Raw genomic sequence first — 26,094 nt, forward strand, 5'->3', positions numbered from 1 at the left:
GTTTCTCAATTAAACAGGAAAATTAACCTTTAAGAGCGAAATATGATGGTAACATTAATTAGGAGGGGTTTCATTGAATTGGCAAACGCGAGTTACTGAAATACTTAATATCCAATATCCCATTATACAAGGAGGTTTAGCTCATCTAGCCTATTCTGAACTTGCTGCAGCTGTTTCCAATGCAGGTGGACTTGGTCAAATTACTGCAATGTCACTAGATAATCCGGCTCAACTTCGGGAGGAAATTAGAAAAGTTAAGGAGCTTACTAATAAACCATTCGGAGTAAATTACGCAATTGGACAGCATAATCGCCCCTTTGAAGATATGCTTCAAGTAGCCATTGATGAAGACGTACCAGTTATTTCTATGACAGGTGGAAATCCTGCACCGATATTTGAACAGTTAAAAGGAACAACGATAAAAAAATTAGTTCTTGTAGCGGCTAGGAGGCAGGCTGAAAAGGCTGAAGAATTAGGCGCAGATGCAGTAATGGTAGTGGGGCAGGAAGGTGGCGGCCATCTTGGACGGGATGATATTGGAACGATGGTATTAATCCCTCAAGTGGTTGATGCAGTTTCTATCCCTGTAATTGCATCAGGTGGTATTGGAGATGGCAGAGGACTAATGGCAGCTCTCAGTTTAGGAGCAGAAGGAATTGAAATGGGGACGAGATTTATTGCTACTAAGGAATGTGTACATGCAAATGATCTTTACAAAAAAAGACTAGTTGAGGGCTCAGAAGCTAATACAGTGATAATTAAACGCACAATAGGGGCACCAGCACGTGTTATTTCAAATAGTTGGACCGATAAAATTTTAGATATTGAAAAAGAAAACGGCGGTTATGATCAATTGAAGAATTATATTAGCGGACAGGCAAACAAACGATATATACATGATGGTGTTGAAGATGAGGGTTTTGCATGGGCAGGGCAAGTGATGGGACTCATAAAGGATATACCAACCGTTGAAGAATTATTTAATCGAATGATTTCTGATGCTGAGCAAATTCGTGGAAAATGGGCAAAATAAGGGTATTATACATATATGTAAATAAAGTAAGCAGGTGAAAACAACTTGGAATACCAATACCCAATTGATTACCATTGGACAACAGATGAAATTGTTGATGTAATTAAGTTCTACGAAGCTGTTGAACGAGCATATGAAAAAGGAATTGACCGTGAAGAACTCATGAATATTTACCGGAGGTTTAAAGAAATCGTACCGAGTAAAGCAGAAGAAAAAACACTTTGTGGTGAATTTGAAGAAATGAGTGGTTATTCTTCCTATCGGGCAATAAAAAAAGCAAAAGATGCCTCTTTTGGTGATAGGATTAAAATGAAATAATGAGAAAAAAACTCTGAACTAGGTTCAGAGTTTTTTCATTTAGAGCTCTTATAGGATGAGAGCCCGAAACGTTATAAAAAGAGCAGCAGTGGTCACTCATAAGAGAGATGAGAGCCCGTACAAAGTTTATTGATTTATTCGTCTTTTATTTGATATTAAGAGCAATTTTATATAAAGGTGCAACTTTATTAAAAACATAGTCAATTCGCTGTAGGAAGTCTTCTTCGCTTAATTTAAGAACGTCATCACGTTTAATTTCATATCCACATAATATTTCTGCTTTTTTCACTTGTTCCAGCCTTTCAAACATGCCCCGTAAATCTTCTTTTGAAAGATTTCCATGTGGCACCGATTCTGCTTTTGTATGATCTAATGACCAAACAAAGTCTTTTGGTGTTTCCTTATAAATTTTATTAATTTTTTTGGTAAATCTTTTCGCAAAATCTTGTTTTTGGGGTGCTTCATAAATAACAGCAAACCAAATAAATACATGAGTATTCCACAGTCCGATTTGAAAATGTGGAAGCATTTTGTATCCACGTGGATTATTTGCAAATGCAACCCATGTATCTTTTGGCGGATTAATCGTTCTCCTAGCATGTTTGGCAACATGAACAAATAGTTCATCCCCAGTCAAAGTTGTTAACGCAGGTGCAAAATACTGTCCTAGACTTTCTAATTTAGGGCGGATTCTCTCTTTAAGTGCATCCATTCTTGCCTCTAATCCATCTATTTGAAAAACATCGAAATCTTCATTAGTAAAGTTTTTAAAGTCCATGATGAACCTCCATATGCAGACATTTGTCATTCATTGTAGCATACTGGCGAAAATTCTTGAAACGAACTGCTTATATAGGTTAACGCACATATTTGTTGCAACCTTGCATGGTGGCTCATATTATATTACTAAAAATAGTCTGAAAAATTAAAAAACGATTGAAAGGAGAAAGCTAAAATGAAACAATTAATGAATACTTCACTAAAAAAAGTTGGCGAGAAGGAAAGAATGGCATATTTACGATTAGAAATGGATTATGAGTTGGCAACATTATTTGAAGCTCTTGAAGAAAAAAACGAAAAAAAGATGAAGGAATGCAAACAAAAGTTGGAGAAAATCCGCCTGGAGTTATTAAAACTAAAAGCTCTTTGATAATTTGTTTTCAAAGGGGATACAATTTAGAATGAAAATAAAGAAATTTATATTAAAATTATAAAACGAACTCTGAGTAGGGAAGTAGAGAGTTCGTTTATTGTTTTGCCCTGTTAGTTTAGGATTGTTAAAAGTTGAAGGCTTACCTAATTTTGATTAAGCTAAGGATAATACATATTATGGGAGGGGAAATATGGACTGGGAATACATTGATCTTCAAGCTAAGCAATGGGTAATGGAAGCTGGGGATAAAATTAGGGATTCTTTTTCTAAGACGTTAAATATCCAAACCAAATCAAATCCCAATGATTTAGTAACCAATATAGATAAGGAAATTGAACAATTTTTTATTAATAAAATCAGAAAGACTTTCGTGAACCATAGAATATTCGGTGAAGAAGGTTTTGGGGATGAAGTAAGTAATCTTGATGGAGTTGTATGGATTATTGACCCGATTGATGGGACAATGAACTTTATTCATCAACAGCGAAATTTTGCCATATCCTTAGGTGTATATGAAAATGGTATTGGTAAAATTGGGATTATTTATGATGTTGCTCACGGTGAATTATATCATGCTATTAGTGGTAAAGGAGCCTTTATGAATGAAACCCAGCTGCCTCCATTAAATAAAGTGACAGTCAAAGAATCAATCATAGCATTAAATGCAAGTTGGGTAATGGAAAACCATCGTATTGACCATAACCTGCTAATACCACTGGTTAAAGAGGCAAGAGGTACAAGATCATATGGTACTGCTGCACTTGAAATGGTGTTTGTGGCAACAGGAAGAGTGGATGCCTATATTTCGATGAGACTTTCCCCTTGGGATGTGGCTGCAGGTGCTGTTATTATTGAAGAATTAGGTGGCCATGTAACCAATCTTAGAGGGAAAAAGCTTGATTTCCTTTCAAAAGATTCACTGCTCGTCGCAAAACCAGGGTTACACCCAACCATCATAAATGATTATTTAAAAGAAGGAAAATGGTAAAAAGAAGCCTATTTAGGCTTCTTTTTACCATTTTCCTATAATTCTCCATTAGCTCTAAATTTAGCTTTTGTTTTAAAACCGAAGCCCATGACAAGTACTAATGCCATGATACTGCCAATAATACCTAAAATACTTTTTTCACCAATTGCCACACCAATTCCCATAATACTTACGGTTGCAAGTATAGCGTAAAATACAAAAATCCATTTAATTTGCTTCATTTTTAGCTAGTCCCCTTCGTCATCTAAATAAATGGCTGTATTATAGGTGAATGTTGATTTTAGAATCCTGTTGATTTGTGCGGAAGGCGCGAGACTCCTCGAAAATGCTATCGCATTTTCTTCGTGCGTGGGCAGATTCGAGGAAGGAAATCAATGTCCTGCAGGAGGACAGGACAGGGGAGACCCCGCTTATCTCTTAGCGTCGAGGAGGTTTCCTGAACCGCCTGGAGCACAAATCAACAGCCCAGTTTAAGACAGCCAAATAAAGAAATATTCCTTGTGATAAATAATATAGCTATATTCTACAGAAAATGCTTTTAGTTTTCCACCATTAATGTGGTATAATACTTTAGTTGTTAATGGGAAACTATAAATAGCTTAAAATTTTTTTAAATAGAAGTAGGAGTGAAGCACTTGAAATTAAGAGAAGATATCCGCAATATAGCAATTATCGCACACGTTGACCACGGGAAAACGACTTTGGTTGACCAATTATTAAAGCAGTCAGGAACATTTCGTACAAATGAGCACGTTGAGGAACGTGCGATGGATTCCAACGATATTGAAAGGGAACGTGGAATTACGATTCTCGCTAAAAACACAGCGATTCAATATAAGGATAAACGAATCAATATTTTAGATACTCCTGGACATGCCGATTTTGGCGGCGAGGTTGAACGTATCATGAAAATGGTTGATGGTGTTTTACTAGTCGTGGATGCCTATGAAGGAACAATGCCACAAACACGCTTCGTATTAAAAAAGGCGTTAGAACAAAATTTGACTCCAATTGTTGTCGTTAATAAAATTGACCGTGACTTTGCTCGTCCTTTGGAAGTAATTGATGAGGTCATTGATTTATTTATTGAATTAGGTGCTAATGAAGATCAACTTGAGTTCCCGTTCATTTTTGCATCTGCAATAAACGGAACTGCCAGCCTGGATCATGAAAAGCAAGATGAAAACATGCAATGTTTGTATGATTCCATTGTGGAAAACATACCAGCACCAATTGACAATCGTGATGAGCCATTACAATTCCAAGTTGCTCTTCTTGACTATAATGACTATGTTGGAAGAATTGGAATTGGGCGCGTTTTCCGCGGCACCATGCATGTGGGACAGCAGGTTTCATTAATGAAAATAGATGGTTCTGTTAAACAATTCCGTGTAACGAAAATCTTTGGTTTCTTTGGACTAAAACGTCAGGAAATTCAAGAAGCAGTAGCGGGAGACTTAATTGCTGTTTCAGGTATGGAAGATATTAACGTGGGCGAAACCGTTTGTCCGGTTGAGCATCAAGAAGCATTACCAATTCTTAGAATTGATGAACCAACATTACAGATGACTTTTGTTGTTAATAACAGCCCATTTGCAGGTAGAGAAGGTAAGTACTTAACTTCTAGAAAGATTGAAGAAAGACTACTCGCTCAGCTGCAAACAGATGTAAGCTTACGTGTTGAAAATACAGATTCTCCGGATGCTTGGATTGTTTCTGGTCGTGGTGAGCTTCATTTATCGATTTTAATCGAAAACATGCGTCGTGAAGGCTATGAGCTTCAAGTCTCTAAGCCTGAAGTTATTGTAAAATTAATTGATGGTGTTCGTAGTGAGCCGATTGAAAGAGTACAAATTGATGTACCAGAAGAGCATACAGGTTCTGTAATGGAATCAATTGGTGCCCGTAAAGGCGAAATGATTGATATGATTAATAACGGATCAGGTCAAGTCCGCTTAATCTTTAATGTTCCAGCACGTGGACTTATTGGCTACACGACAGAATTCTTAACAATGACACGTGGTTATGGAATAATAAATCACACATTTGACAGCTATCAGCCAATGCTTCAAGGTCAAGTGGGAGGAAGACGTCAAGGTGTGCTAGTATCAATGGAATCAGGAAAAGCTTCTACTTATGGTATTATGAATGTTGAGGACCGTGGAACAATTTTCGTTGAACCTGGTACTGAAATATATGAAGGTATGATTGTTGGCGAACACACGCGTGAAAATGATATTACTGTTAATATCACAAAAGTGAAACAAGCAACAAATATTCGTTCTGCAAACAAGGATCAAACATCGGTTATTAAGAAACCAAGACTAATGACACTTGAAGAGTCATTAGAATACCTAAACGAGGATGAATACTGTGAAGTTACACCAGAGTCAATCCGTTTACGTAAAAAGATTCTAGATAAAAATGAACGTGAAAGAATGGCCAAAAAGAAAAAGGTCGCAGAATTAAGTTAATTTCTCTTCGGGGGAGGTAATAGGCGTGAATGTAGCGGACCGGCTTTCTTTTTTTTCAGCCCTCTATAAAGTAACTGAACAACCAAAATTGGGAATGTGGCTGCTTTATTTTACAATTGTAGCTCTCTCAATTTTGGTTTATAAACTTGGCTTTGCACAGAAGCAGAAGCTGCCGTTAATAAAATCAATATTGATTTATATATTTTTAGCTGCAGGGTGTACGATTCTTACTGCACTTGGAATCTTTTTACCAATAACAGAAGGGCTTGTTGTAGCAGCTTTGATTTTAATCATTTACAAAATTCGCTTACATCAGTCGAAAAAACAGCAGGTTGAGGCAAAGTAACGGGGGATTAAACATGAGATCGGTACAGGATGCACTCTATAATTGGCTTTCGATAAAGGTTGTATGCGACGCTCGTCCTGAGGATACTGCAGCAAGAGAAACGTTAGACCTTTTTGATGAAATTATTAAGAATGAACAACATTTATCAAACGTTGAAGTGACAACTGATGATGTGATGTATTATGTCACTTATATTCATGAGGGTGAATCGAAGAAGGCGAGATTTCCTCGTGAACTTATCGAAGTAATGCTTAAGCAAATTAACCAAGAGCCTGATAAATATTGCAACTTCCCGTTTGAAAATGAATAAAAAAAACATGCCAATTCCACAACGGAATTGGCATGTTTTTTACCAATCATCCTTCTCAGACTGTGCTCGATAAAATCTAAAGTTACCTGTATCAATTCTTGCTTTTGTTTTATCAGAGATTCTACTACTACAGTCTTGACACATATATGTATGGATAGGACGATTTCGAAGACGTTTAGCTACAAATGATTCATCTTCAATCGATTCAATTTTGTCGCAGATTACGCATTTTACTCTCATAAAGCACCTCACGAGTCCATTCTAGTCTTGCTTTTCTTATACTATAGTATATCATGCAAAGATGATATCAAGTAAATCAATTGTGATTAAGTTGCTGAAAAAAACAGATAATAGTACTATGAGAATGTCTGTCTTTTTGATATAAGGATGTAAGGAATTGAATGAAGGGGTTGTAAGTATGCCGAATCAAGTAGAACCAAGACTCATTAAGCCATTATATGATGAGCTGCAGAAAGAAAGGTTTGTAACATTAGCAACGGTAGATTATGAAACAGGTGGTCCAAATGTTAACGCGATATCTTGGATTTTAGCAAAAGATGAAGAAACCATTTATTTTGCAGTAGATAATAAATCTAGAATTATTCAAAATATCACACAAAATAATAAAGTGGTTATCAATTTAATTGCTAATGAATCTACATATTCCATACAAGGTGAAGCATCATTGAAAGAAGAACGGCTTCAGGACGTTCCTTTAAAGCTTGCGTTGATTGAAATTCAGATTCATGAGGTTAGGGATGTCATGTTTTATGGTTCCAAAATTGTTACAGAGCCACAGTATGACAAAACATATGATAAAAACGCTGCTGCCCGGTTAGATACCCAGGTAATGGAAGCAATGAAAAAAGCTTAGTCGATGACTAAGCTTTTCTATTTATAACCTTTTATTTATAATGTTTGGATTCTTCTTGCTGTTTATCCTCTAAACTTTTCTTCTCGTTCTCCTGCAGCTTTTTCTTTGGTTCTTCTGGAGCATTTTTAGGATTAGGATCAATTATATCTCCAGGGATTTCAGGCATTAGTCTGCCTGCCACGTCGGCAAGCTCTTCCATTATACCTTGTAGGGGTCTTCCTTTTTCGATATCTGCGGCAATTTCTTTCAGACGCTGATTTGTATCTGCATCAGCCACTACGATTGCGCGTGCACCATAAGGGTCTTCCTTCAAGCTTTCTGCAACAGAATATTTTATTGAGCCCACTTGAGACCGTTCAATCTTTGAATTTACATCGATACCAACAATGGCATATCTGCCAATGACAACTGCGGTTGCATCATGAACATTTGGAATACTAGTGGCAAGGTCAACTAATCGTTTGGAAACCTCCTGACCCGTTTTCCGGTCTACATCTTCTATATAACTGTTTTTAACGTTAACCAATGATTGCTTTTCATTATTTTGCGCATTGTTGCTATTGTTGTTACAAGCAGCTAGGACCAAAACTAAAGTGGTAAATATGAAAAGCTTCTTCATGATAAAATCCACCTCCAGATAGAGTTGTATAACCGATTCACTTGTGTTCTCTGGAATTTCGTTATACTCAACTTACATTTATTGTGCGGAAATCCTTCTATCTTTATTCGAACAAACATATATTTTACCAAAGTCCTATCTAGCAATAGGTTTGTAATGAACGGATTAACAAACCAATCAACTAGAAAAAGTGGAGGCGTCGCTTTGAGTAAAATATACGTGTTAGATACAAACGTCTTATTACAAGACCCGTATTCCATATTCTCATTCGAAGATAATGAAGTAGTCATTCCTGCAGTTGTCCTTGAAGAAGTGGACTCAAAGAAAAGGTACATGGATGAAATAGGGAGAAATGCCCGTCATGTATCAAGATTAATTGATGAATTGCGAGCAGCGGGTAAGCTTCATGAAAAAATCCCTCTTGAAAATGGTGGAACAATTAGAATTGAACTTAATCATCGTGCTTTTCATGAATTACAAGAAATTTTTGTAGAAAAAACAAATGACAATCGAATTCTCGCAGTTGCAAAAAATTTATCAACAGAAGAACAGCAAAAGGAAAATGGAAAGCCTGTAATCCTTGTAAGTAAGGATACATTAGTCAGGGTAAAGGCAGACGCTATTGGATTAACTGCTGAAGATTTTTTAAGTGACAGGGTGGTCGAAATTGACCATATTTACACAGGTTTTTTGGAAGTTTTTTTATCTGTAGAATTGTTGGGTTCCTTTTATGAAAAAGGGGAATTACTTTTATCGGAAATTGGAAAGTATTCATTTTATCCAAATCAATACTTAATCATGAAAGACGCACTAGGAGGTTCCGCGTCAGCGTTAGGGATGGTCGATAAAACAAGAAAAAAGGTAAAGAAACTTGCTATTAATCAAGAACATGTATGGGGAATTCACCCTAGAAATGTGCAGCAAACGATGGCAATCGAGCTGCTGCTTCGTAAGGATATCCCGCTTATTACCCTAATCGGAAAAGCAGGGACAGGTAAAACCTTGCTGGCGCTGGCATCTGGACTAATGCAGACAGAGGACTTTAGAGAATTTAAAAAGCTATTAGTAGCCAGACCGATTGTACCGGTAGGTAAGGATCTAGGGTATTTGCCCGGTGAAAAACAAGAAAAACTTAGACCATGGATGCAGCCGATATTTGATAATCTTGAATACCTTTTTAATACTAAAAAGCCAGGAGAATTGGATGCAATCCTTGCAGGAATGGGTTCGATAGAGGTAGAAGCTTTAACCTATATCAGGGGAAGAAGTCTGCCAAAGCAATTTATTATTATTGATGAAGCCCAAAATTTAACAAAACATGAAGTGAAAACAATCTTAACGCGTGTGGGTGAGGGTAGCAAGATTGTTTTAATGGGTGATCCTGAACAAATAGACCATCCATATCTTGACGCCTACAATAATGGTCTAACCTATGTCGTGGAACGTTTTAAAGACCAGGTTATTTCCGGACATGTTAAGCTGTTAAAAGGGGAACGATCAGGATTAGCCAGGCTGGCAGCCGATTTGCTGTAGCCGAAGAGACATATGAATGATAATCGCAAAAAACGGGTACCAAATTGGCACCCGTTGTTTACTATTTAATAATAAACGCTCTTACGTTCTTTATCGGGTCTAATAGGTTGGAACCATCACCGAAATAAACATGGACAGGTCCATCTTCTGAAAGTGGTTTACCACCATCTGAAAAACCTAATATTAGATCCTTTGCCTTATCAAGAGATATCTCATGTTCTGATGCTGTAGTTTTTATGGTTAATGCGAAGGCATCTTCAACAAGTTCTGCATTTTTTAAAAAAGGCAGGATAGGTATACCGAAACTACCTGTTAATACCTTTTCCTTCTCATATTTCTTCTCCGTTTTTAATGTTGGCGGATAGACAGCACCCTCCATGATTTCTCTGTCCCAATGTTTTGATACCGATTTAGTGTACTCCTCAAGTTCATTTTTATTTTCAAAGGATGTAGAGAAGTATGTAGTCAAATCCACCTTTCGATCATCAAATATCCAAACTGTGGGATCGAGAGTAATTGTGTATTTTACCTTTCCGGATAGTACGATTATATTTTCCATCTTTCATTCCTCCAGTTCATTTCTATTAAAGTATAGCGTGAAATAGAATGAATGTCATATAAGGAATATGAAGGAACTATATGCCCCTCTAGGTTATTGTTCTTGCATTTTTCTGTGGTAAAAGGTAAAATTTATAGATAAGTTGGGTTATCGCTCTGAAATGGGGGGATCAATGTTGGCGTCTGAAATGATAGTGAATCATCAGGAAAAAGCCTATGCCTTGTTACAGGCAGACGCTGAAAAAATATTAAAGCTTATTAAGGTGCAAATGGAAAATCTCACGATGCCTCAATGCCCTCTTTATGAAGAGGTATTGGATACGCAAATGTTTGGTTTATCGAGAGAGATAGAATTTGCGGTAAGATTAGGCTTAATTGAAGTCAAGGATGGCAAAGCGATTTTAGATAAATTAGAAAGAGAATTATCTGCGCTTCATGAAGCATCCCTTAGAAAATAGCTAAAAAACTCAAACAATGGTGATGTGTTGTTTGAGTTTTTTATTAACCTTTTATTTTTTCAGAATATTCCTATTCAAAAGATTGGAGTAATGTAACTTTTCCTCAACTAATTCGTTCCATTTTCTATTATAATAGCAATAACGACAATTTTAAAAACGAGGAAGTTATAACATGTTTAAAAAAATATTGAAATCCTATGATTATTCACTAATTATCGCAATCATCCTTTTATCTTTATTTGGATTAGTAATGGTTTATAGTGCCAGCATGGCCTCAAGCGTCCAAAGGTATGAAGTTCCTAGTGACCATTTTTACACCAAGCAAAGACTATTTTTACTAGGGGCAGCTGTGGTATTTATTTTTACTGCATTGTTTCCTTATAAAATAATGAAAAGCACAAAATTTCTAGTACCTATGGTTGGTCTTTCTGTATTTGGGCTTTTGGGGCTTTTTATTTTTGGACATGTTGCTGGGAATGCCCAGAGTTGGTTTAAAATCGGTCCATTAAGCCTGCAGCCAGCAGAGTTTGTAAAAATATTTGTCATTATTTACTTGTCTGCAGTGTATGCAAAAAAGCAGGCATATATAAATAAATTTAATCACGGAGTTCTGCCTCCCTTAGCATATCTTGTTATTGTTTGTGGTTTAATTGCTTTGCAGCCTGACTTTGGAACAGCGATGATCATTGGTTTAATCGCAGGTACAATTATTATTTCATCTGGAATGAACTTTAAAAATATAGCAAAGTTAATTTTACTTGGGCTTATCTTAGCCTCTCCATTCCTTATTGCCTTAAAGGGTGAAATATTTTCTGAGAAACGAATAGAGCGATTTACGGTTTTAAGTAATCCGTTTGAGGATGAATTGGATGCAGGTTTTCACCTAGCGAATTCATACATAGCAATTGGTTCAGGAGGGATAAATGGTTTAGGTTTAGGTAAAAGTGTGCAAAAACTTGGCTATTTACCAGAATCCCATACTGACTTCATAATGGCGGTAATTGCGGAGGAACTGGGTATTTGGGGAGTAAGCTTTGTAGTACTTACGCTGGCATTTATTGTTTTAAGAGGTATATATATTGGGTTGCGGTGTAAAGATCCATTTGGAAGTTTATTAGCAATAGGGATTTCAAGTATGATTGGAATTCAATCGTTCATCAACCTAGCTGGTGTTTCAGGTGTTATACCGCTTACAGGTGTCCCTCTGCCGTTTATAAGCTATGGCGGTTCTTCACTGCTGCAATTAGCAATTGCTTCTGGCATTCTAGTAAATGTTTCTATGTTTGTTAAATATGAAAATAAATATAAACAACAGCACCAAGAAAAAAATAGTAATCATCAAGATGGAAATGTATATCAATTTAGAACATAGCGCGGGGAGAAGAGTGTTCCCTGCGCTTTTATTCAAAATGAGATAAGGGGTGCCAAAATTGACAGGACAAATTAATAAAGTGTTAGTTGCGAACAGAGGAGAAATTGCAATTCGGGTTTTTAGGGCTTGTACTGAATTAAATATCAAAACCGTAGCAATTTATTCTAGGGAAGATACTGGAGCCTATCATCGTTATAAAGCAGATGAGGCCTACTTAGTTGGTGAAGGAAAGAAACCTATAGATGCCTACCTAGACATTGATGGAATCATTGAAATTGCTAAGTTTAGCGGGGCAAATGCTATTCATCCAGGATATGGATTTTTATCAGAGAATATTCACTTTGCAAGACGTTGTGAGGATGAAGGAATTATTTTTATTGGACCAACATCAAGCCATCTAGATATGTTCGGTGATAAAGTCAAAGCTAGGAAACAAGCTGAACTTGCTGGAATACCCGTAATTCCAGGCAGTGATGGTCCTGTCGATACCATCGAAGAAGTTAAGGAATTTACCTTCCATCATGGTTATCCGATTATTATTAAAGCGGCCCTTGGCGGTGGCGGACGTGGTATGCGGATTGTTAGGAACCAAGAGGAAATGCAAGAAGCATTTGACCGTGCTAAATCAGAAGCCAAAGCAGCATTTGGAAGTGACGAAGTTTACCTGGAAAAATTAATTGAGAAACCAAAACATATTGAGGTACAAATATTTGGGGATAAAAAGGGTAACATTGTCCATTTGTATGACCGGGATTGTTCTGTACAGCGCCGTCATCAAAAAGTAGTAGAAGTAGCCCCAAGTGTATCAATATCCGATTCATTACGTGAGAAAATTTGTGCAGCCGCAGTTAAGTTAATGAAGAATGTAGCTTATCTAAATGCAGGGACAGTAGAATTTCTTGTTTCTGGTCAGGACTTTTATTTCATTGAAGTAAATCCAAGGATTCAGGTTGAACATACGGTAACTGAAATGGTAACAGGAATTGATATTGTACATACGCAAATCTTAGTTGCTGAAGGTCAGGATTTACACAGTCCAATAGTCGGGATTCCACCACAAGAAGAGATTCGGATTAACGGTTTTGCTATCCAGTCACGTGTTACAACAGAAGACCCGCTTAATAATTTTATGCCTGATACCGGAAAAATTATGGCTTATCGCTCTGGAGGAGGATTTGGTGTTCGTCTTGATGCTGGAAACGGTTATCAAGGTGCTGTCATCACACCCTATTATGATTCTTTGCTTGTGAAGCTTTCTACATGGGCATTAACCTTCGAACAAGCAGCCTCTAAAATGGTTCGGAATCTTAGAGAGTTTAGAATTCGGGGAATAAAAACCAATATCCCTTTTCTTGAGAATGTTGTAAGACATGAGAATTTTAGAAGAGGGGAATATGATACTTCATTTATCGATTCAACTCCGGAGTTATTCGTATTTCCTGCTAGTAAGGACCGTGGAACCAAAATGCTATCGTATATTGGAAACGTTACGGTCAATGGTTTCCCGGGTATTGAAAAAAAGAAAAGACCCGTGTTTTCGAAACCGCGAGTGCCTAAATTAAAATATGATTTTCCTTACCAGGACGGAACGAAACAAATTCTAGACCAAAATGGTGCAGAAGGTCTTGTACAGTGGATAAAGAATCAAGATAAAGTATTGTTAACGGATACTACCTTCAGAGATGCACATCAGTCGTTATTGGCAACAAGGGTAAGAACAACGGACATTTTGCACATTGCTGAGCCGACTGCAAAGCTTATACCGAACCTATTTTCACTTGAGATGTGGGGAGGAGCAACTTTTGATGTAGCTTACCGCTTCTTAAAAGAAGACCCATGGGAAAGATTGCATGTTCTTCGTGAAAAAATACCAAATGTTCTGTTTCAAATGTTAATCCGCGGTTCCAACGCAGTGGGATATAAAAATTACCCTGACAATCTTATCAAAGAATTTGTAAGAAAGTCTGCGGAAGAAGGGATTGACGTATTCAGAGTTTTTGACAGCTTAAACTGGGTTCCAGGAATGGAAATCGCTATTGAGGCTGTCAGGGATAGTGGGAAAATCGCTGAAGCAGCCATTTGTTATACGGGCGATATTCTAGATCCAACAAGAGTAAAATATGATCTAAACTATTACAAAGTACTAGCAAAAGAACTAGAGAATCAAGGGGCACATATATTAGGGATAAAGGATATGGCAGGCTTGCTAAAACCCGAAGCAGCCTATCGACTTATTTCTGAATTAAAAGCAACAATAGATATTCCAATCCATCTTCATACTCATGATACGAGCGGAAATGGTATTTTCACCTATGCTCGTGCTATAGACGGTGGAGTAGATATTGTGGATACAGCCTTAAGTACGATGGCTGGGCTAACTTCACAGCCAAGTGCAAATTCTCTTTATTACGCATTAGAAGGTAAGGATAGGAAACCAAATGTAAATATTAATGCCCTTGAACAGCTTTCCTATTATTGGGAGGATGTTAGAAAATATTATTATGATTTTGAAAGTGGAATGGTTGCACCACATTCAGAGGTGTACCAGCATGAGATGCCAGGCGGACAATACAGTAATTTACAACAGCAAGCAAAGGGTGTGGGGCTTGGCGATCAGTGGGATGAAGTCAAGCAAATGTACACCCGGGTCAATCATATGTTTGGGGATATTGTAAAGGTTACGCCATCTTCTAAAGTTGTAGGGGATATGGCACTCTTTATGGTACAAAATAATTTATCGGAAGCTGAAGTCCTTAAAAATGGAGACTCGATTGACTTCCCGGATTCTGTAGTTGAATTATTCCAGGGGTATCTCGGTCAGCCGCATCAAGGATTCCCAGAAAAACTGCAGAACGTAATATTAAAAGGGAAAAAACCATTGGAGGTTCGTCCAGGTGAGCTTCTGCCTGAAGTGAATTTTTCTGAATTAAAGGAAGAGTTATCTAAAGAGCTGGGACGAAACATTTCGGAAATTGATTTGATTTCCTATGCGCTCTATCCAAAAGTTTATAAAGAGTATTTGAATACGGTTGACTTATATGGGAATATATCGTTCCTAGATACACCTACTTTCCTTTACGGTCTAAGGCTGGGGGAAGAAATTGAAGTAGAGATTGAAACAGGGAAAACTCTTATTGTTAAACTTGTCTCAATTGGTCAGCCGCAGTTGGATGGTACACGTGTCGTTTATTTTGAACTAAATGGTCAGCCGCGTGAGGTTAATATTAAAGATGAAAGTATCAAAGCAGCAGTAATAACTAGATTAAAAGCCAATCCTAAAAATGAGACACATATTTCGGCCACAATGCCTGGAACTGTTGTCAAAGTATTAGTGGAAAAAGGGGAACGGGTGGAACGAGGAGACCATCTCATAATCACTGAGGCTATGAAGATGGAAACAACCGTTCAAGCTCCTTTTTCAGGAGTAATAAAAGAAATTTATGTAAAAAATGATGAAGCCATTCAAACAGGAGATTTACTACTTGAATTGGATAAATAGTCATAAAAAAAGTTGCCAAGTATAATACCTGGCAACTTTTTTATTGTTTTTTTCGTGATCTTGAAAGTAAAAAGAGAAAATAGCTTAGGACACCAAATAAACAGGTAATAAATAAAGCATGCATTAAAGCAATGAAAAGATTTAACCTGGTAAAAATAACAAGAGCTCCGGATAATACCTGGAGGGATACTAAAGTAAACGCACTAATCCAACCCCAATAGATAACTTTTTGCTGACGATACTTTTTTACTGCTAAATAAGTAACATATCCAATCCAAATAAAGATGAGACCTGCCGCCGCACGATGTCCCATCTGTACCCATTCAAATAGGTTAGTTGGAAGGGCTGGGCTGTCATTGATACATAATGGCCAATCACGGCAAACCAAACTTGATTTGGTATGTCGGACTAGGGCACCTGTATAAATGACAAAATAGCTATAAAAGGAAATAGAGATAATGTGAAAACTCATTCTTTTATCGATAATGAGTTTATCTGCATCAAACTTTTTATCGATTTCAAAGATTAATAAAGTAAGCAACAATACAGCGGCGAAAGAAATGAGTGATATACCAAAGTGCAATGCGAGAATAAAGTCAGATTGTTCCCAAATTACAGCTGCTGCTCCTATTAATCCTTGCAATAGTAAAAAGAAAAAAGAAAGAAAGGATAGGAATTTTGTTTCCCTAATATGCCCGATTACTTTCCAAGTCCAAATGGATAATATGAGTACCATAAAACCGACCGAACCAGATACTAGTCTGTGAGCAAGTTCGATAACTAATTCAGCAGTTATCTCCGTTGGCACGAACTCCCCATTACATAATGGCCAAGATCTTCCGCACCCCATACCGGAATCTGTTTTTGTAACAAGTGCGCCCCCAAGTAAAACTAATATCATCCCAATAGTAGTTGCCACAGCTAACCACTTTAAAGAACGTCTCAAACAATCACCTTCTTAAATAAAAGTCTAATAAATCTCGTTCAATATTTTGTAAGTATAATGATTTGGAATATCAAGCGATAAAAGCACTACCTTATCATAACGAAAACATGGGAAAAAGAACAGAATTATAACTGAAATTTTTGTATAACTTTTATTGAAATTAAGATTGCAGAAAACTTAAAGTTATCACTATTATTATAGTGATAACTATTGCTAAATAGATAAGGGTCTGATAGAAATAAAAAGAAAGGTTAAATTAGTCTTATATATAACAACAATAATATTTGCTTTTGTTGTCTATAACACAAAGAAAATGTTTGGATTTCACTTAATTTAGAGTGTGTTTTATTATCTAAAAATTCTATTATATAGTATAATGGGTATTAAATACCGGTGGACACAATTTAGACAAAAATTATTCAAAAAAAATTCACAAAAATACACTAAAGTGTGATTTAATATACAGAGAAAGTGTTCCTTAAATAACAATATTATAAAATAATAATAGCTTTTAAATAACTATTATAATTTGGTAAAGTTATCTATCGGGATTATAATAATAATTACAACATATTTAGGAGGGGGAAAGATGCCAAATTCAAAGGCATACGGTGAAGCAACGATAGAAAATGGCTCAACGGGTCTTAATTCTCATATGGCAAAATCCACTATGTGGAAAGATTTTATGGCACTTATAAAGATTGGGATTGTAAATTCAAATCTTATAACAACATTTACTGGCATATGGCTGGCTCTACATTTTAGTGGTCAAAGTTTTCTAAGTAACCTAGATATAGTTTTATTTACCGTTATTGGTTCCTCCCTCATTATTGCGGGTTCATGCTCCATAAATAATTTCATTGATCGTGACATTGACCCTTTAATGGAAAGAACAAAATCAAGACCTACGGTTACGGGGAAAATAGTTCCTTCGAAGGTGCTTGGATTGGGTGTTTTCTTAATTGTTCTAGGAACAATTTTTCTATTGTTTACTACCGTAACTGCAACAGTGATTGGACTGCTTGGAGTTTTTAGTTATGTTGTGCTGTACTCATTATGGTCAAAGCGTCAATTAGTATCAAATACAATCATAGGTAGTATTTCTGGTGCTGTACCACCACTAATTGGCTGGGCTGCAATTGATGGAAATCTTGATATGATGGCATGGGCTCTGTTCATTATTATGTTTATTTGGCAGCCGCCACATTTTTATGCATTAGCGATGAGGCGTGTAGAAGAATATAGAGCTGCGGGAATCCCAATGCTTCCAGTAGTAAAGGGATTTAAAACAACTAAGAAACACATCTTAATATGGGTAGCCGCATTACTGCCGACACCTTTATTACTTACTTCATTAGGAATCCCATTTCTAATTTTGGCAACCGTGTTAAATATCGGTTGGCTTGTGTTAGGGATTTATGGATATAAGATCAAAGATGATATTAAGTGGGCAAAATTAATGTTTGTGTACTCATTGCAATATTTAACAATTATTTTTGTTGCAATGGTCATTGTTACATTAGTTTAGCTGGGATGTTCTTTCTTAATAATGGGGATTATAAGTATTCCTAAGGTTATTACTAAAATATCGGAGGCAGTTATACTTTCTTGTGTCTCCGTGTTTCTTTTAACGTTAAGAAGGAACAATACTACATACATGTTTGATCACAGATAAGTAAAGAAATCATTTATCGAAAGAGGGGTATGATTTAGCTATGAAAAGGCTTGCAAAATGGCGTTTGATCTCGATATTTGCGATTCTTTCGCTTATCCTTTCAGGATGTGGCGAACCGTTCCTATCGACTTTAAGGCCAGCTGGTGAAGTTGCAGACATTCAATATGATCTGATGAAACTAAGTACATTGATTATGGTAGGGGTTATCGTAGTTGTAATGGTAATCTTCTTTATCGTCATGTTTAAGTTCAGACGGAAAGATGAAAAGATTCCAAAACAAGTAGAAGGAAGTCACAAACTAGAAATTATTTGGACAGTTATACCAATTTTATTACTATTACTTTTAGCAGTTCCAACGGTTTCTGCTACATTTAAATTAGCAGATGTTTCACCAATGGATAAAAAAGATTCAGATGCACTTGTCATCAATGTCCGTTCCAATTTATATTGGTGGGAATTTGAATATCCTGGTCAAGGAATTGTTACTGGTCAAGATTTAGTTGTTCCAACAGATGAGAAGGTATATTTTAATTTAATATCTTCTGATGTTAAACACTCTTTCTGGGTACCAGCGGTAGGTGGAAAGCTTGATACGAATACTGAGAATGTTAATAAATTTTGGTTAGAGTTTGATAGCGCTAAGGCTAAAGAAGCAGGGGATTTATTTTATGGCAAGTGTGCAGAGCTTTGTGGACCATCACATGCGTTAATGGATTTTAAAGTTAAAACCATGAGCCGTGATGACTTTGATAACTGGGTTGCAGACATGAAAGATGTTGAAGAACCAAAATTAGCAGAAACTGAAAGTGCTCAACGTGGTCAAGAAGTCTTTAATAAAAGTTGTATAGGCTGTCATGCTGTTACACCTGCAAATGGTACACCACCGGAAGCAAGACGTGCTCCAAATTTAACAAACTTTGGCGAACGTTCTCGTATAGCAGGCGTATTGGATCACAGTGAAGAAGACCTGAAAAAATGGCTTACAGATCCTGAAAAATACAAGCCAGGCAACTTGATGACAGGTAGTTATGATCTAACAGAAGAGCAAATTAATGATGTAACAGAATATTTAATGGGATTAAAAGTTCAGGAATAATAGAGGAATTGGAAGAAAGGGAGGTAAAAAGCGTGAGTACCTACGCACAAAAAAAAGGATTTGGCGCGACTTTATGGGACTTTTTAACGACTGTTGACCATAAAAAGATCGCAATCCTATATCTTATTGCAGGTGGATTCTTCTTTGTAGTAGGCGGAATAGAGGCAGTATTTATCCGCATCCAGCTAGCAGTACCTAACAATGATTTTGTTAGTGCAGGACTATTTAATGAAATTATAACCATGCATGGAACAACGATGATATTCCTTGCAGCAATGCCGCTTGTTTTTGCTTTTATGAATGCGGTAATGCCTCTACAAATTGGTGCCCGTGATGTTGCATTTCCGTTTGTTAATGCATTAGGATTTTGGTTATTCTTCTTCGGAGGAGTATTTTTAAACCTTTCATGGTTTTTTGACGGAGCACCTGACGCAGGATGGACATCATACGCTTCATTGGCAATGGCCTCTAAAGGTCACGGTGTTGATTTCTACGTATTAGGATTACAGATATCTGGTATAGGTACATTAATAGGCGGTATTAATTTCCTAGTAACGATTATTAACATGCGTGCACCTGGAATGACTTATATGAGAATGCCGTTGTTTACATGGACAACTTTTGTCACTTCAGCACTTATCTTATTTGCATTTCCACCATTAACTGTTGGTTTAGTATTAATGATGTTTGACCGTATGTTTGGATCGAATTTCTTTGTTACTACAATGGGTGGTAACACTGTTATCTGGGAGCATCTATTCTGGATTTTTGGACACCCAGAAGTTTACATTTTGGTACTTCCAGCTTTCGGGATTTTTTCGGAAATATTCCCAATATTTTCAAGAAAACGTTTATTTGGATATTCATCAATGGTTTTTGCTACTGTATTAATTGGCTTCTTAGGATTCATGGTTTGGGCACATCATATGTTTACAACAGGTTTAGGACCTGTTGCAAATGCGATTTTCGCTGTTGCTACAATGGCTATTGGTGTTCCAACTGGTATTAAAATTTTCAACTGGCTTTTAACCATTTGGGGAGGTAGTGTTAAATTTACAACTCCAATGCATTGGGCCTTGGCATTTATTCCTTCGTTTCTTGCCGGTGGGGTAACCGGAGTAATGTTAGCAGCAGCAGCAGCGGACTATCAGTACCACGATACTTATTTCGTTGTGGCACATTTCCACTATGTTATTGTTGGCGGTGTTGTCTTTGCAATCTTTGCTGGTACCCACCTATATTGGCCAAAAATGTTTGGAACGATGTTAAATGAAACCTTAGGAAAGATTACTTTCTGGCTGTTTTTCATAGGTTTCCATATGACATTCTTTATTCAGCACTTCCTAGGTCTATGGGGAATGCCGCGCCGTGTATTCACATACCTGCCGGGCCAAGGATTTGAACTTTCAAACTTAATTAGTTCACTAGGTGCAGTATTTATGTCATTAGGTGTGCTTGTTCTTTTATACAATATCATCATGACATCAGTGAAAAATGTACGCGTTGGCAATGATCCATGGGGAGACGGAAGAACACTTGAGTGGGCAATACCATCACCGCCTCCATTCTATAACTTTAAACAGCTTCCACTAGTTCGTGGTTTAGACGCTTACTGGTTAGAAAAGATGGAAGGCAAAAAAGGAATGACTCCTGCAGAGCCGTTAGGTGATATTCATATGCCTAATTCATCAATCCTGCCATTTGTAATTGCTTTCGGTTTATTCGTTGCAGCGTTTGGTGCATTGTTTAACATGGATGATAAAGCATGGTCAGTACCAGTTCTTATTATTGGTTTATTGATCACCTTTGGAGCTATGTTCTTACGTTCTGTGAAGGATGACCATGGTTTCCATATTCATAAAGAAGAATTGATTGATGACGAGGACAAGGGGGTTAAGGCATAATGCACGCAGAAGATAAATTAACGTATGAAACATGGCCTGCTGAGCCCGAAAAATCAACCCTTGAAGCAAAAAATAAATTTTTAGGTTTTTGGTTCTTCCTTGGTGGAGAGACTGTGCTATTCGCCTCTCTCTTCGCTACCTATCTTGCTTTAAAGGATAAAGTGCCTGATACAACACATACATTAGCAAAAGATTTATATGACTTGCCATTGACATTTGTTGCGACAATGCTGTTATTAACGAGCTCTTTAACAAGTGTTTATGCGATGTATCACATGAAAAACTTTAATGCTAAAAAAATGAATCTTTGGTTAATCCTAACCCTATTATTAGGACTTGGATTCCTTGGATTAGAGATCTATGAATTTACTCATTATGTTCATGAGTATCATCATACATTTACAAGTAGTGCATTTGGTTCTGCATTTTACACATTAGTTGGTTTCCATGGGGGGCACGTTGCATTCGGTCTTTTATGGATCACTACGTTAATTGTTCGTAATGCTAAACGTGGCTTGGATCTATATAATGCTCCTAAATTTTACGTAGCCAGCCTATATTGGCATTTCATTGACGTAGTTTGGGTATTCATCTTCACAGTAGTTTATTTAATGGGAATGGTGGGATAAACTGATGGCAAATTCACAATTAAATTCAGGGAACCCAAGAGTTGACATTGAATATCGTCGCAAAAAAAGCGCTGAAGAAATGAGACATCAAGTTGTATCATTTGCTTTGATGATTTTCTTAACGTTAATTGCTTTTGCAGTAGTAGCTGCTAAAGGATTTTCAGCTTGGTTTATCGTGCCGTTTATTCTTTTACTAGCGATTGTTCAAGTTATTTTTCAGCTTTATTATTTCATGCATATGAGTCATAAAGGACATGAGGCACCATCATTGTTTCTTTATTCAGGATTGCTAGTTGGCTTAGTGACAGTGTTAGCTTTCTCAACAATTATTTGGTGGTAAACAGTAGAGAAAATCGGCGTATGCCGATTTTCTTTTTATAGGAACTTGTTTCATTTCTTTGCGTCCTTGGTTTAATAACGTATATAATAAAATTATGATTTCATTACTATTTAGAGGTGATATGCGGTGCTTACATTAGATATTTTTGGCTTTAAAGCACTTTGGAGCCCGTACTTTCTATTAAGTCTGCTTGCAATAACTGCAGTATACTTTTTAATTACAATTAAATTCCGCAGCAAGTTTGTTGATAGTGAACCACTAACAAAGAAACAAGCTGGGTTGTTTTTGCTCTCGATTTCACTAATCTATGCTATTAAAGGATCTCCATTAGATTTAATGGCTCATTTAATGTTTTACGTCCATATGATTTCAATGGCAGTTTTAGTGCTGGTCATACCGCCAATATTTATTTTTGGTATTCCGGTTTGGATATGGAGAAAGCTTTTCAAAGTTAGGCTGATTAATTCTTTGTTTCGGTTTTTCACAAAACCACTAATAGCATTAATCATTTTTAATGGATTGTTTTCTTTTTATCATATACCAATGATTTTTGACCGTGTTATGCAAAACTTCTGGTTCCATGCTGGCTACTCAGTTCTTCTTTTTATCGTTGCGATATTCATGTGGTGGCCGCTAATTAACCCTGTTCCAGAACAACAAAGATTAAGCGGTTTAAAAAAGGTTGGTTATATCTTTGCGGATGGTATCTTAATTACTCCAGCATGTGCTTTAATCATTTTTGCACCAGGATCCATCTATGCAACCTATTCTGATCCCGAAGTATGGGCACAGGTAATGAGTCTCTGTGTGGGACCAGCAACATTTGCAGGTTTGAGCATTAGTGGTCCAGAGTTATTTAGTTCAATGTCATTATTACATGATCAACAGCTTGGTGGAGTTTTAATGAAGATTATTCAAGAAATTGTTTATGGTGTTATCTTAGGACATGTATTCTTTGAATGGTACAGAAAGGATAATGCTGACTCTGAAAATGAGCTGAATCAGCCGACTCTAAAGCCTTCGCTTATCGAATAAATCTCCCAATTGACTGGGAGATTTTCTTTTTATTGAAAAAAAGGGATAACTAAATTAAAATTATTGTAGAAAATAAAAAAAAGTGAGGCTAATTCCATGGATTCTCTACCAATATTACCAACGATTAGTACCAGCTTTATCGTTTTAAGTGCTATTACGGTAGCAATTGGCTGGTGGCAAATTAAACAAAGGAAAATAGAAGCACATAAAAAGACCATGTTTACAGCTGCAATATTTGCACTTATTTTCTTTATCATCTATGCATCAAGAACGATTTTTATCGGAAATACAGCCTTTGGCGGTCCGGATAATCTAAAAATCTATTACACGATTTTTTTGATTTTTCATATCTTTTTAGCAACTACCGGAGCAGTTTTTGGAATTGTGACACTTTATACAGGTTATAAAAATAACCTTACCAAACACCGAAAGCTTGGTCCGATTACAAGTGTCATTTGGTTTTTTACAGCTATCACAGGTGTTGCGGTATACTTATTACTTTATATTTTTTACACCGGAGGAGAAACAACCTCGACGATAAAAGCAATATTAGGAATATAAAAGTGCCTGCAATGGCACTTTTTTCTATTATTAAAAGGAATTTCTGGTTATTAAGAGAAATATTTTAATAAAGGGAGTGATGGACTTGGAAATCGGAGAATTAAAGGAAAAGGATTATTTAGATCACTTAAGCTATCAATGTATGCTTTTCAATACAAAGTACCAGAGGACAGCGTAGCACAAAGACTTGAAATGTTAAAACAACATACCGTAATAGGAGCCTGGGAGGATAATAGTCTTGCAGCTAAGCTTCATATAATTCCTTACCATATTAATATGAAGGATAAACCATGGAAAATGGGTGGAATCGCAGGGGTAGCGACATATCCTGAATATAGAAGAAACGGGTATGTGAAAAATTTAATCATTACAGCATTAGAAAGAATGGTTCAAGAGGAGCAGATTGTTTCACTTTTACACCCCTTTGATATTGGCTTTTACCGAAAATTTGGCTGGGAAGTATTTACTGAAAATAAGAAACTGCTTATTGAGAAAAGGGATCTTATGTTTTTAGAAAATCAACCTGGTTCCATTAAACGGTTTACGAAAGAAAACCATCATTCTGATATAGAAGCCGTTTATGCTCAGTATAGTAATAATTATATGGGGATGCTTGTTCGTGAGACATCGTGGTGGAAGAATTATATTTATGGTGAGGGTCAGATTGCAGTTTATTACAATAAAAATGATGAAGCGATAGGGTATCTCTTATTTGTAGTAAAAGACCGGAAAATGGAAGTTGAAGAGTTTGTTGCATTAAATAGAGAGGCGAGGTATGGATTGTGGAATTTTATTTGTCAGCACGACTCTATGGTTGATAACGTCAGCATTCTAACTTCAAACCATGAGCTTTTACCATTTATCTTGCATCAACCAAAAGTTAAGATGGAGGTTTCTCCGTATTTTATGGCACGAGTTGTCGATGCTGAGCAATGCCTAAATAAATATCCTTTTAATAAAATAACGATTAAGGTATTCCTGCACCTTGAAGATAAATATGCGCCTTGGAACAATGGCACCTATCTCCTTAGTGATGGTGAAGTAAAAGTCTATAAAGAAAAGCAAGGAAGTAATTGTGTTCAACCTCCTAAAAGAGGTGTAAGATTAGATATTAATTCATTGACCGCGTTACTATTTGGTTACAAACGACCTGCTGAATTATTTGAACTAGGTTACATCCAAGGTCATGAAGCAGAAATTGCTGCATTAGAAGAATTATTTCCTATAACTAAGCCATATTTTTATGATTTCTTTTAAATAAAAAAAGACGCATGAAGATTCATGCGTCAATTTGCTTATAAAGCAAATTTATCAACTTCTGTTTTTATACCCTCAAGAATTTTCTTGCATTGATTTACTAGTGATGTTGGGAAGTTTTCCCCTTCACCATATTCTACTCCATGAGGATAATAATGTTTTCCTAACAATGGAGTCATTAACTCGATAACTGCCTTATTAGAATCAACATTTCCTTCTACAGCATGGCCTTGAACTCGTAAGTAAAATGTTCCTTCTTTTAACTCAAACTTACGGTCATATGTAACACGGTCGTAATCCCACTGACCTTCTCGAACTAAACCGTACTCAAGCATTACATCATCTAAACGGTTTAAATCAGCTTTCATCTTTTCATAGCCAGTATTTTCGAATTTCATAAATAGTCCCTCCTAGAAACAATGCCTAACTTAAGCAAATTAATTCAATTTAATAATAGTTGAAAATGTTTAAACTTGCAATGTAAACATCATCGAATATATCTTTCCTTTTTGGTAAACATAAGAAAATGTTAAAGAAAAACTATGTAAAACTGGGGGCGTAGAATTGGAAAAGATACGTGATATTATGACAGATGATGTAGAGTGTTGTACTTTGTTGGATAATGTTTTTGAGGTAGCAGTCAAGATGAAAGAATTAAATGTTGGAGCTATCCCCATTGTTGACCAGGATAAGCTTGTTGGTATGATTACTGACCGCGATATCGTAGTAAGAGGCGTGGCTGAAAAACACCCAGGTTCAACAAAAGTGGAAGATATTATGAGTAGTAAACTTATAACAATATCTGCAGACGCTACAAGCAGGGAAGCAGCGAATTTAATGGCTGAGCACCAAATACGCCGGCTGCCTGTTGTTGAAGGGGATAAATTAATTGGTATTGTTTCTCTGGGAGATTTTGCAATTAGAAAATTGACTGATGATCAAGCGAAAGAAGCACTTACAGAAATCTCAGAGCAAAATTATAATGGGGTACAACACTAATAGAAAAAACAGATACATCTAAATGGTGTATCTGTTTTTTATATAAATTTTATTTTTCTGACAGGTTTAATATTCTCTATTACTTACAATGATAATGGTGATATAATTATTAAAACA

General features: G+C 36.4%; 28 protein-coding genes. 21 read left to right on the forward strand and 7 right to left on the reverse strand.

Translation table 11 applies throughout. From position 1 onward, the window contains the following. Positions 1–73: 73 nt before the first annotated feature. Positions 74–1,033, forward strand: a complete 960-nt coding sequence (locus QNH48_RS08775) for an NAD(P)H-dependent flavin oxidoreductase (protein WP_283954592.1) — start codon at positions 74–76, stop codon at positions 1,031–1,033. Positions 1,034–1,078: 45 nt separating this feature from the next. Then, positions 1,079–1,351, forward strand: a complete 273-nt coding sequence (locus QNH48_RS08780) for a UPF0223 family protein (protein ID WP_095247800.1) — start codon at positions 1,079–1,081, stop codon at positions 1,349–1,351. 145 nt (positions 1,352–1,496) lie between these two features. Here the strand turns inward: QNH48_RS08780 and QNH48_RS08785 are convergent, their stop codons facing one another. Next, positions 1,497–2,129 (reverse strand): YktB family protein, encoded by a 633-nt coding sequence (locus QNH48_RS08785; RefSeq protein ID WP_133369510.1) that lies wholly within the window; start codon positions 2,127–2,129, stop codon positions 1,497–1,499. 177 nt (positions 2,130–2,306) lie between these two features. On the opposite strand from QNH48_RS08785, the gene QNH48_RS08790 reads away from it, so the two are divergent. After that, a complete protein-coding gene (locus QNH48_RS08790) occupies positions 2,307–2,501 on the forward strand; it encodes a hypothetical protein (protein ID WP_095247798.1) in 195 nt (64 codons plus the stop codon). A 193-nt stretch (positions 2,502–2,694) separates the two neighbouring features. Next, the gene (locus QNH48_RS08795; protein ID WP_283954593.1) at positions 2,695–3,492 is read left to right on the forward strand and encodes an inositol monophosphatase family protein; all 798 of its coding nucleotides are present in this window, start codon (positions 2,695–2,697) and stop codon (positions 3,490–3,492) included. A 35-nt stretch (positions 3,493–3,527) separates the two neighbouring features. Here the strand turns inward: QNH48_RS08795 and QNH48_RS08800 are convergent, their stop codons facing one another. After that, the gene (locus tag QNH48_RS08800; RefSeq protein ID WP_283954594.1) at positions 3,528–3,713 is read right to left on the reverse strand and encodes a YlaF family protein; all 186 of its coding nucleotides are present in this window, start codon (positions 3,711–3,713) and stop codon (positions 3,528–3,530) included. 414 nt (positions 3,714–4,127) lie between these two features. On the opposite strand from QNH48_RS08800, the gene typA reads away from it, so the two are divergent. Genes typA through QNH48_RS08815 form a run of 3 tightly spaced genes read left to right on the forward strand, consistent with a single transcriptional unit; the run spans position 4,128 to position 6,622 of the window. Beyond that, on the forward strand, positions 4,128–5,966 hold the full coding sequence (typA, locus tag QNH48_RS08805) for a translational GTPase TypA (RefSeq protein ID WP_283954595.1): 1,839 nt from the start codon (positions 4,128–4,130) through the stop codon (positions 5,964–5,966). Between the two features lie 25 nt (positions 5,967–5,991). Beyond that, complete coding sequence (locus QNH48_RS08810; protein ID WP_283954596.1) at positions 5,992–6,312, forward strand: YlaH-like family protein; 321 nt, start codon at positions 5,992–5,994, stop codon at positions 6,310–6,312. A gap of 13 nt (positions 6,313–6,325) precedes the next feature. Continuing rightward, the gene (locus QNH48_RS08815) at positions 6,326–6,622 is read left to right on the forward strand and encodes a hypothetical protein (RefSeq protein WP_283954598.1); all 297 of its coding nucleotides are present in this window, start codon (positions 6,326–6,328) and stop codon (positions 6,620–6,622) included. A 39-nt stretch (positions 6,623–6,661) separates the two neighbouring features. On the opposite strand, the gene QNH48_RS08820 is transcribed toward QNH48_RS08815, so the two are convergent. Then, positions 6,662–6,862 carry a YlaI family protein gene (locus tag QNH48_RS08820; RefSeq protein ID WP_095247790.1) on the reverse strand — a complete coding sequence of 67 codons (201 nt, stop codon included), beginning with the start codon at positions 6,860–6,862 and terminating at the stop codon, positions 6,662–6,664. Between the two features lie 178 nt (positions 6,863–7,040). On the opposite strand from QNH48_RS08820, the gene QNH48_RS08825 reads away from it, so the two are divergent. Further along, positions 7,041–7,496 (forward strand): pyridoxamine 5'-phosphate oxidase family protein, encoded by a 456-nt coding sequence (locus QNH48_RS08825; protein ID WP_133369505.1) that lies wholly within the window; start codon positions 7,041–7,043, stop codon positions 7,494–7,496. Positions 7,497–7,527: 31 nt separating this feature from the next. Here QNH48_RS08825 and QNH48_RS08830 read toward each other — a convergent pair whose 3' ends face one another. After that, a complete protein-coding gene (locus QNH48_RS08830; protein WP_283954599.1) occupies positions 7,528–8,115 on the reverse strand; it encodes a YhcN/YlaJ family sporulation lipoprotein in 588 nt (195 codons plus the stop codon). A gap of 156 nt (positions 8,116–8,271) precedes the next feature. On the opposite strand from QNH48_RS08830, the gene QNH48_RS08835 reads away from it, so the two are divergent. Continuing rightward, the gene (locus tag QNH48_RS08835) at positions 8,272–9,648 is read left to right on the forward strand and encodes a PhoH family protein (protein WP_283954600.1); all 1,377 of its coding nucleotides are present in this window, start codon (positions 8,272–8,274) and stop codon (positions 9,646–9,648) included. 61 nt (positions 9,649–9,709) lie between these two features. Here the strand turns inward: QNH48_RS08835 and QNH48_RS08840 are convergent, their stop codons facing one another. Then, the gene (locus tag QNH48_RS08840; RefSeq protein ID WP_283954601.1) at positions 9,710–10,207 is read right to left on the reverse strand and encodes a peptidyl-prolyl cis-trans isomerase; all 498 of its coding nucleotides are present in this window, start codon (positions 10,205–10,207) and stop codon (positions 9,710–9,712) included. A gap of 175 nt (positions 10,208–10,382) precedes the next feature. Here QNH48_RS08840 and QNH48_RS08845 point away from each other — a divergent pair, with 175 nt between their 5' ends. The 3 genes from QNH48_RS08845 (at position 10,383) to pyc (ending at position 15,535) form a co-directional block, all read left to right on the forward strand. Next, the gene (locus tag QNH48_RS08845) at positions 10,383–10,664 is read left to right on the forward strand and encodes an Fpa/YlaN family protein (RefSeq protein WP_095247795.1); all 282 of its coding nucleotides are present in this window, start codon (positions 10,383–10,385) and stop codon (positions 10,662–10,664) included. Positions 10,665–10,836: 172 nt separating this feature from the next. Further along, a complete protein-coding gene (locus tag QNH48_RS08850; protein WP_283954602.1) occupies positions 10,837–12,036 on the forward strand; it encodes an FtsW/RodA/SpoVE family cell cycle protein in 1,200 nt (399 codons plus the stop codon). A 58-nt stretch (positions 12,037–12,094) separates the two neighbouring features. Beyond that, positions 12,095–15,535, forward strand: coding sequence for a pyruvate carboxylase (gene pyc, locus QNH48_RS08855; protein ID WP_283954603.1), 3,441 nt, complete (start codon positions 12,095–12,097; stop codon positions 15,533–15,535). 40 nt (positions 15,536–15,575) lie between these two features. Here the strand turns inward: pyc and QNH48_RS08860 are convergent, their stop codons facing one another. Next, positions 15,576–16,481, reverse strand: a complete 906-nt coding sequence (locus QNH48_RS08860) for a COX15/CtaA family protein (RefSeq protein WP_283954604.1) — start codon at positions 16,479–16,481, stop codon at positions 15,576–15,578. 589 nt (positions 16,482–17,070) lie between these two features. Here QNH48_RS08860 and cyoE point away from each other — a divergent pair. The 8 genes from cyoE (at position 17,071) to QNH48_RS08900 (ending at position 24,978) form a co-directional block, all read left to right on the forward strand. Beyond that, positions 17,071–18,009: a heme o synthase gene (gene cyoE / locus QNH48_RS08865; protein ID WP_283954605.1), complete on the forward strand. Its 939-nt coding sequence runs from the start codon at positions 17,071–17,073 to the stop codon at positions 18,007–18,009. 187 nt (positions 18,010–18,196) lie between these two features. Next, positions 18,197–19,252, forward strand: a complete 1,056-nt coding sequence (gene coxB, locus QNH48_RS08870) for a cytochrome c oxidase subunit II (protein WP_283954606.1) — start codon at positions 18,197–18,199, stop codon at positions 19,250–19,252. 32 nt (positions 19,253–19,284) lie between these two features. Further along, positions 19,285–21,156 carry a cytochrome c oxidase subunit I gene (gene ctaD, locus QNH48_RS08875; RefSeq protein ID WP_095247780.1) on the forward strand — a complete coding sequence of 624 codons (1,872 nt, stop codon included), beginning with the start codon at positions 19,285–19,287 and terminating at the stop codon, positions 21,154–21,156. After that, complete coding sequence (locus tag QNH48_RS08880; RefSeq protein ID WP_095247779.1) at positions 21,156–21,785, forward strand: cytochrome c oxidase subunit 3; 630 nt, start codon at positions 21,156–21,158, stop codon at positions 21,783–21,785. The genes ctaD and QNH48_RS08880 overlap by 1 nt, the downstream gene beginning before the upstream one ends. Positions 21,786–21,789: 4 nt before the next feature. After that, positions 21,790–22,125 (forward strand): cytochrome c oxidase subunit IVB, encoded by a 336-nt coding sequence (gene ctaF, locus QNH48_RS08885; protein ID WP_133369495.1) that lies wholly within the window; start codon positions 21,790–21,792, stop codon positions 22,123–22,125. A gap of 126 nt (positions 22,126–22,251) precedes the next feature. Next, a complete protein-coding gene (gene ctaG, locus QNH48_RS08890) occupies positions 22,252–23,160 on the forward strand; it encodes a cytochrome c oxidase assembly factor CtaG (protein ID WP_283954607.1) in 909 nt (302 codons plus the stop codon). 96 nt (positions 23,161–23,256) lie between these two features. Beyond that, positions 23,257–23,721, forward strand: coding sequence for a DUF420 domain-containing protein (locus tag QNH48_RS08895; protein WP_095247776.1), 465 nt, complete (start codon positions 23,257–23,259; stop codon positions 23,719–23,721). A 138-nt stretch (positions 23,722–23,859) separates the two neighbouring features. After that, positions 23,860–24,978, forward strand: a complete 1,119-nt coding sequence (locus tag QNH48_RS08900) for a GNAT family N-acetyltransferase (protein WP_283954608.1) — start codon at positions 23,860–23,862, stop codon at positions 24,976–24,978. Positions 24,979–25,016: 38 nt separating this feature from the next. On the opposite strand, the gene QNH48_RS08905 is transcribed toward QNH48_RS08900, so the two are convergent. Further along, positions 25,017–25,376, reverse strand: coding sequence for a YugN family protein (locus QNH48_RS08905; protein WP_095247774.1), 360 nt, complete (start codon positions 25,374–25,376; stop codon positions 25,017–25,019). Between the two features lie 166 nt (positions 25,377–25,542). Here QNH48_RS08905 and QNH48_RS08910 point away from each other — a divergent pair, with 166 nt between their 5' ends. After that, positions 25,543–25,977, forward strand: coding sequence for a CBS domain-containing protein (locus tag QNH48_RS08910; protein WP_283954609.1), 435 nt, complete (start codon positions 25,543–25,545; stop codon positions 25,975–25,977). Positions 25,978–26,094 lie beyond the last annotated feature (117 nt).

The sequence above is a fragment of the Neobacillus sp. YX16 genome (assembly GCF_030123505.1).
In the GTDB taxonomy this organism is placed as follows: Bacteria; Bacillota; Bacilli; order Bacillales; family Cytobacillaceae; genus Neobacillus.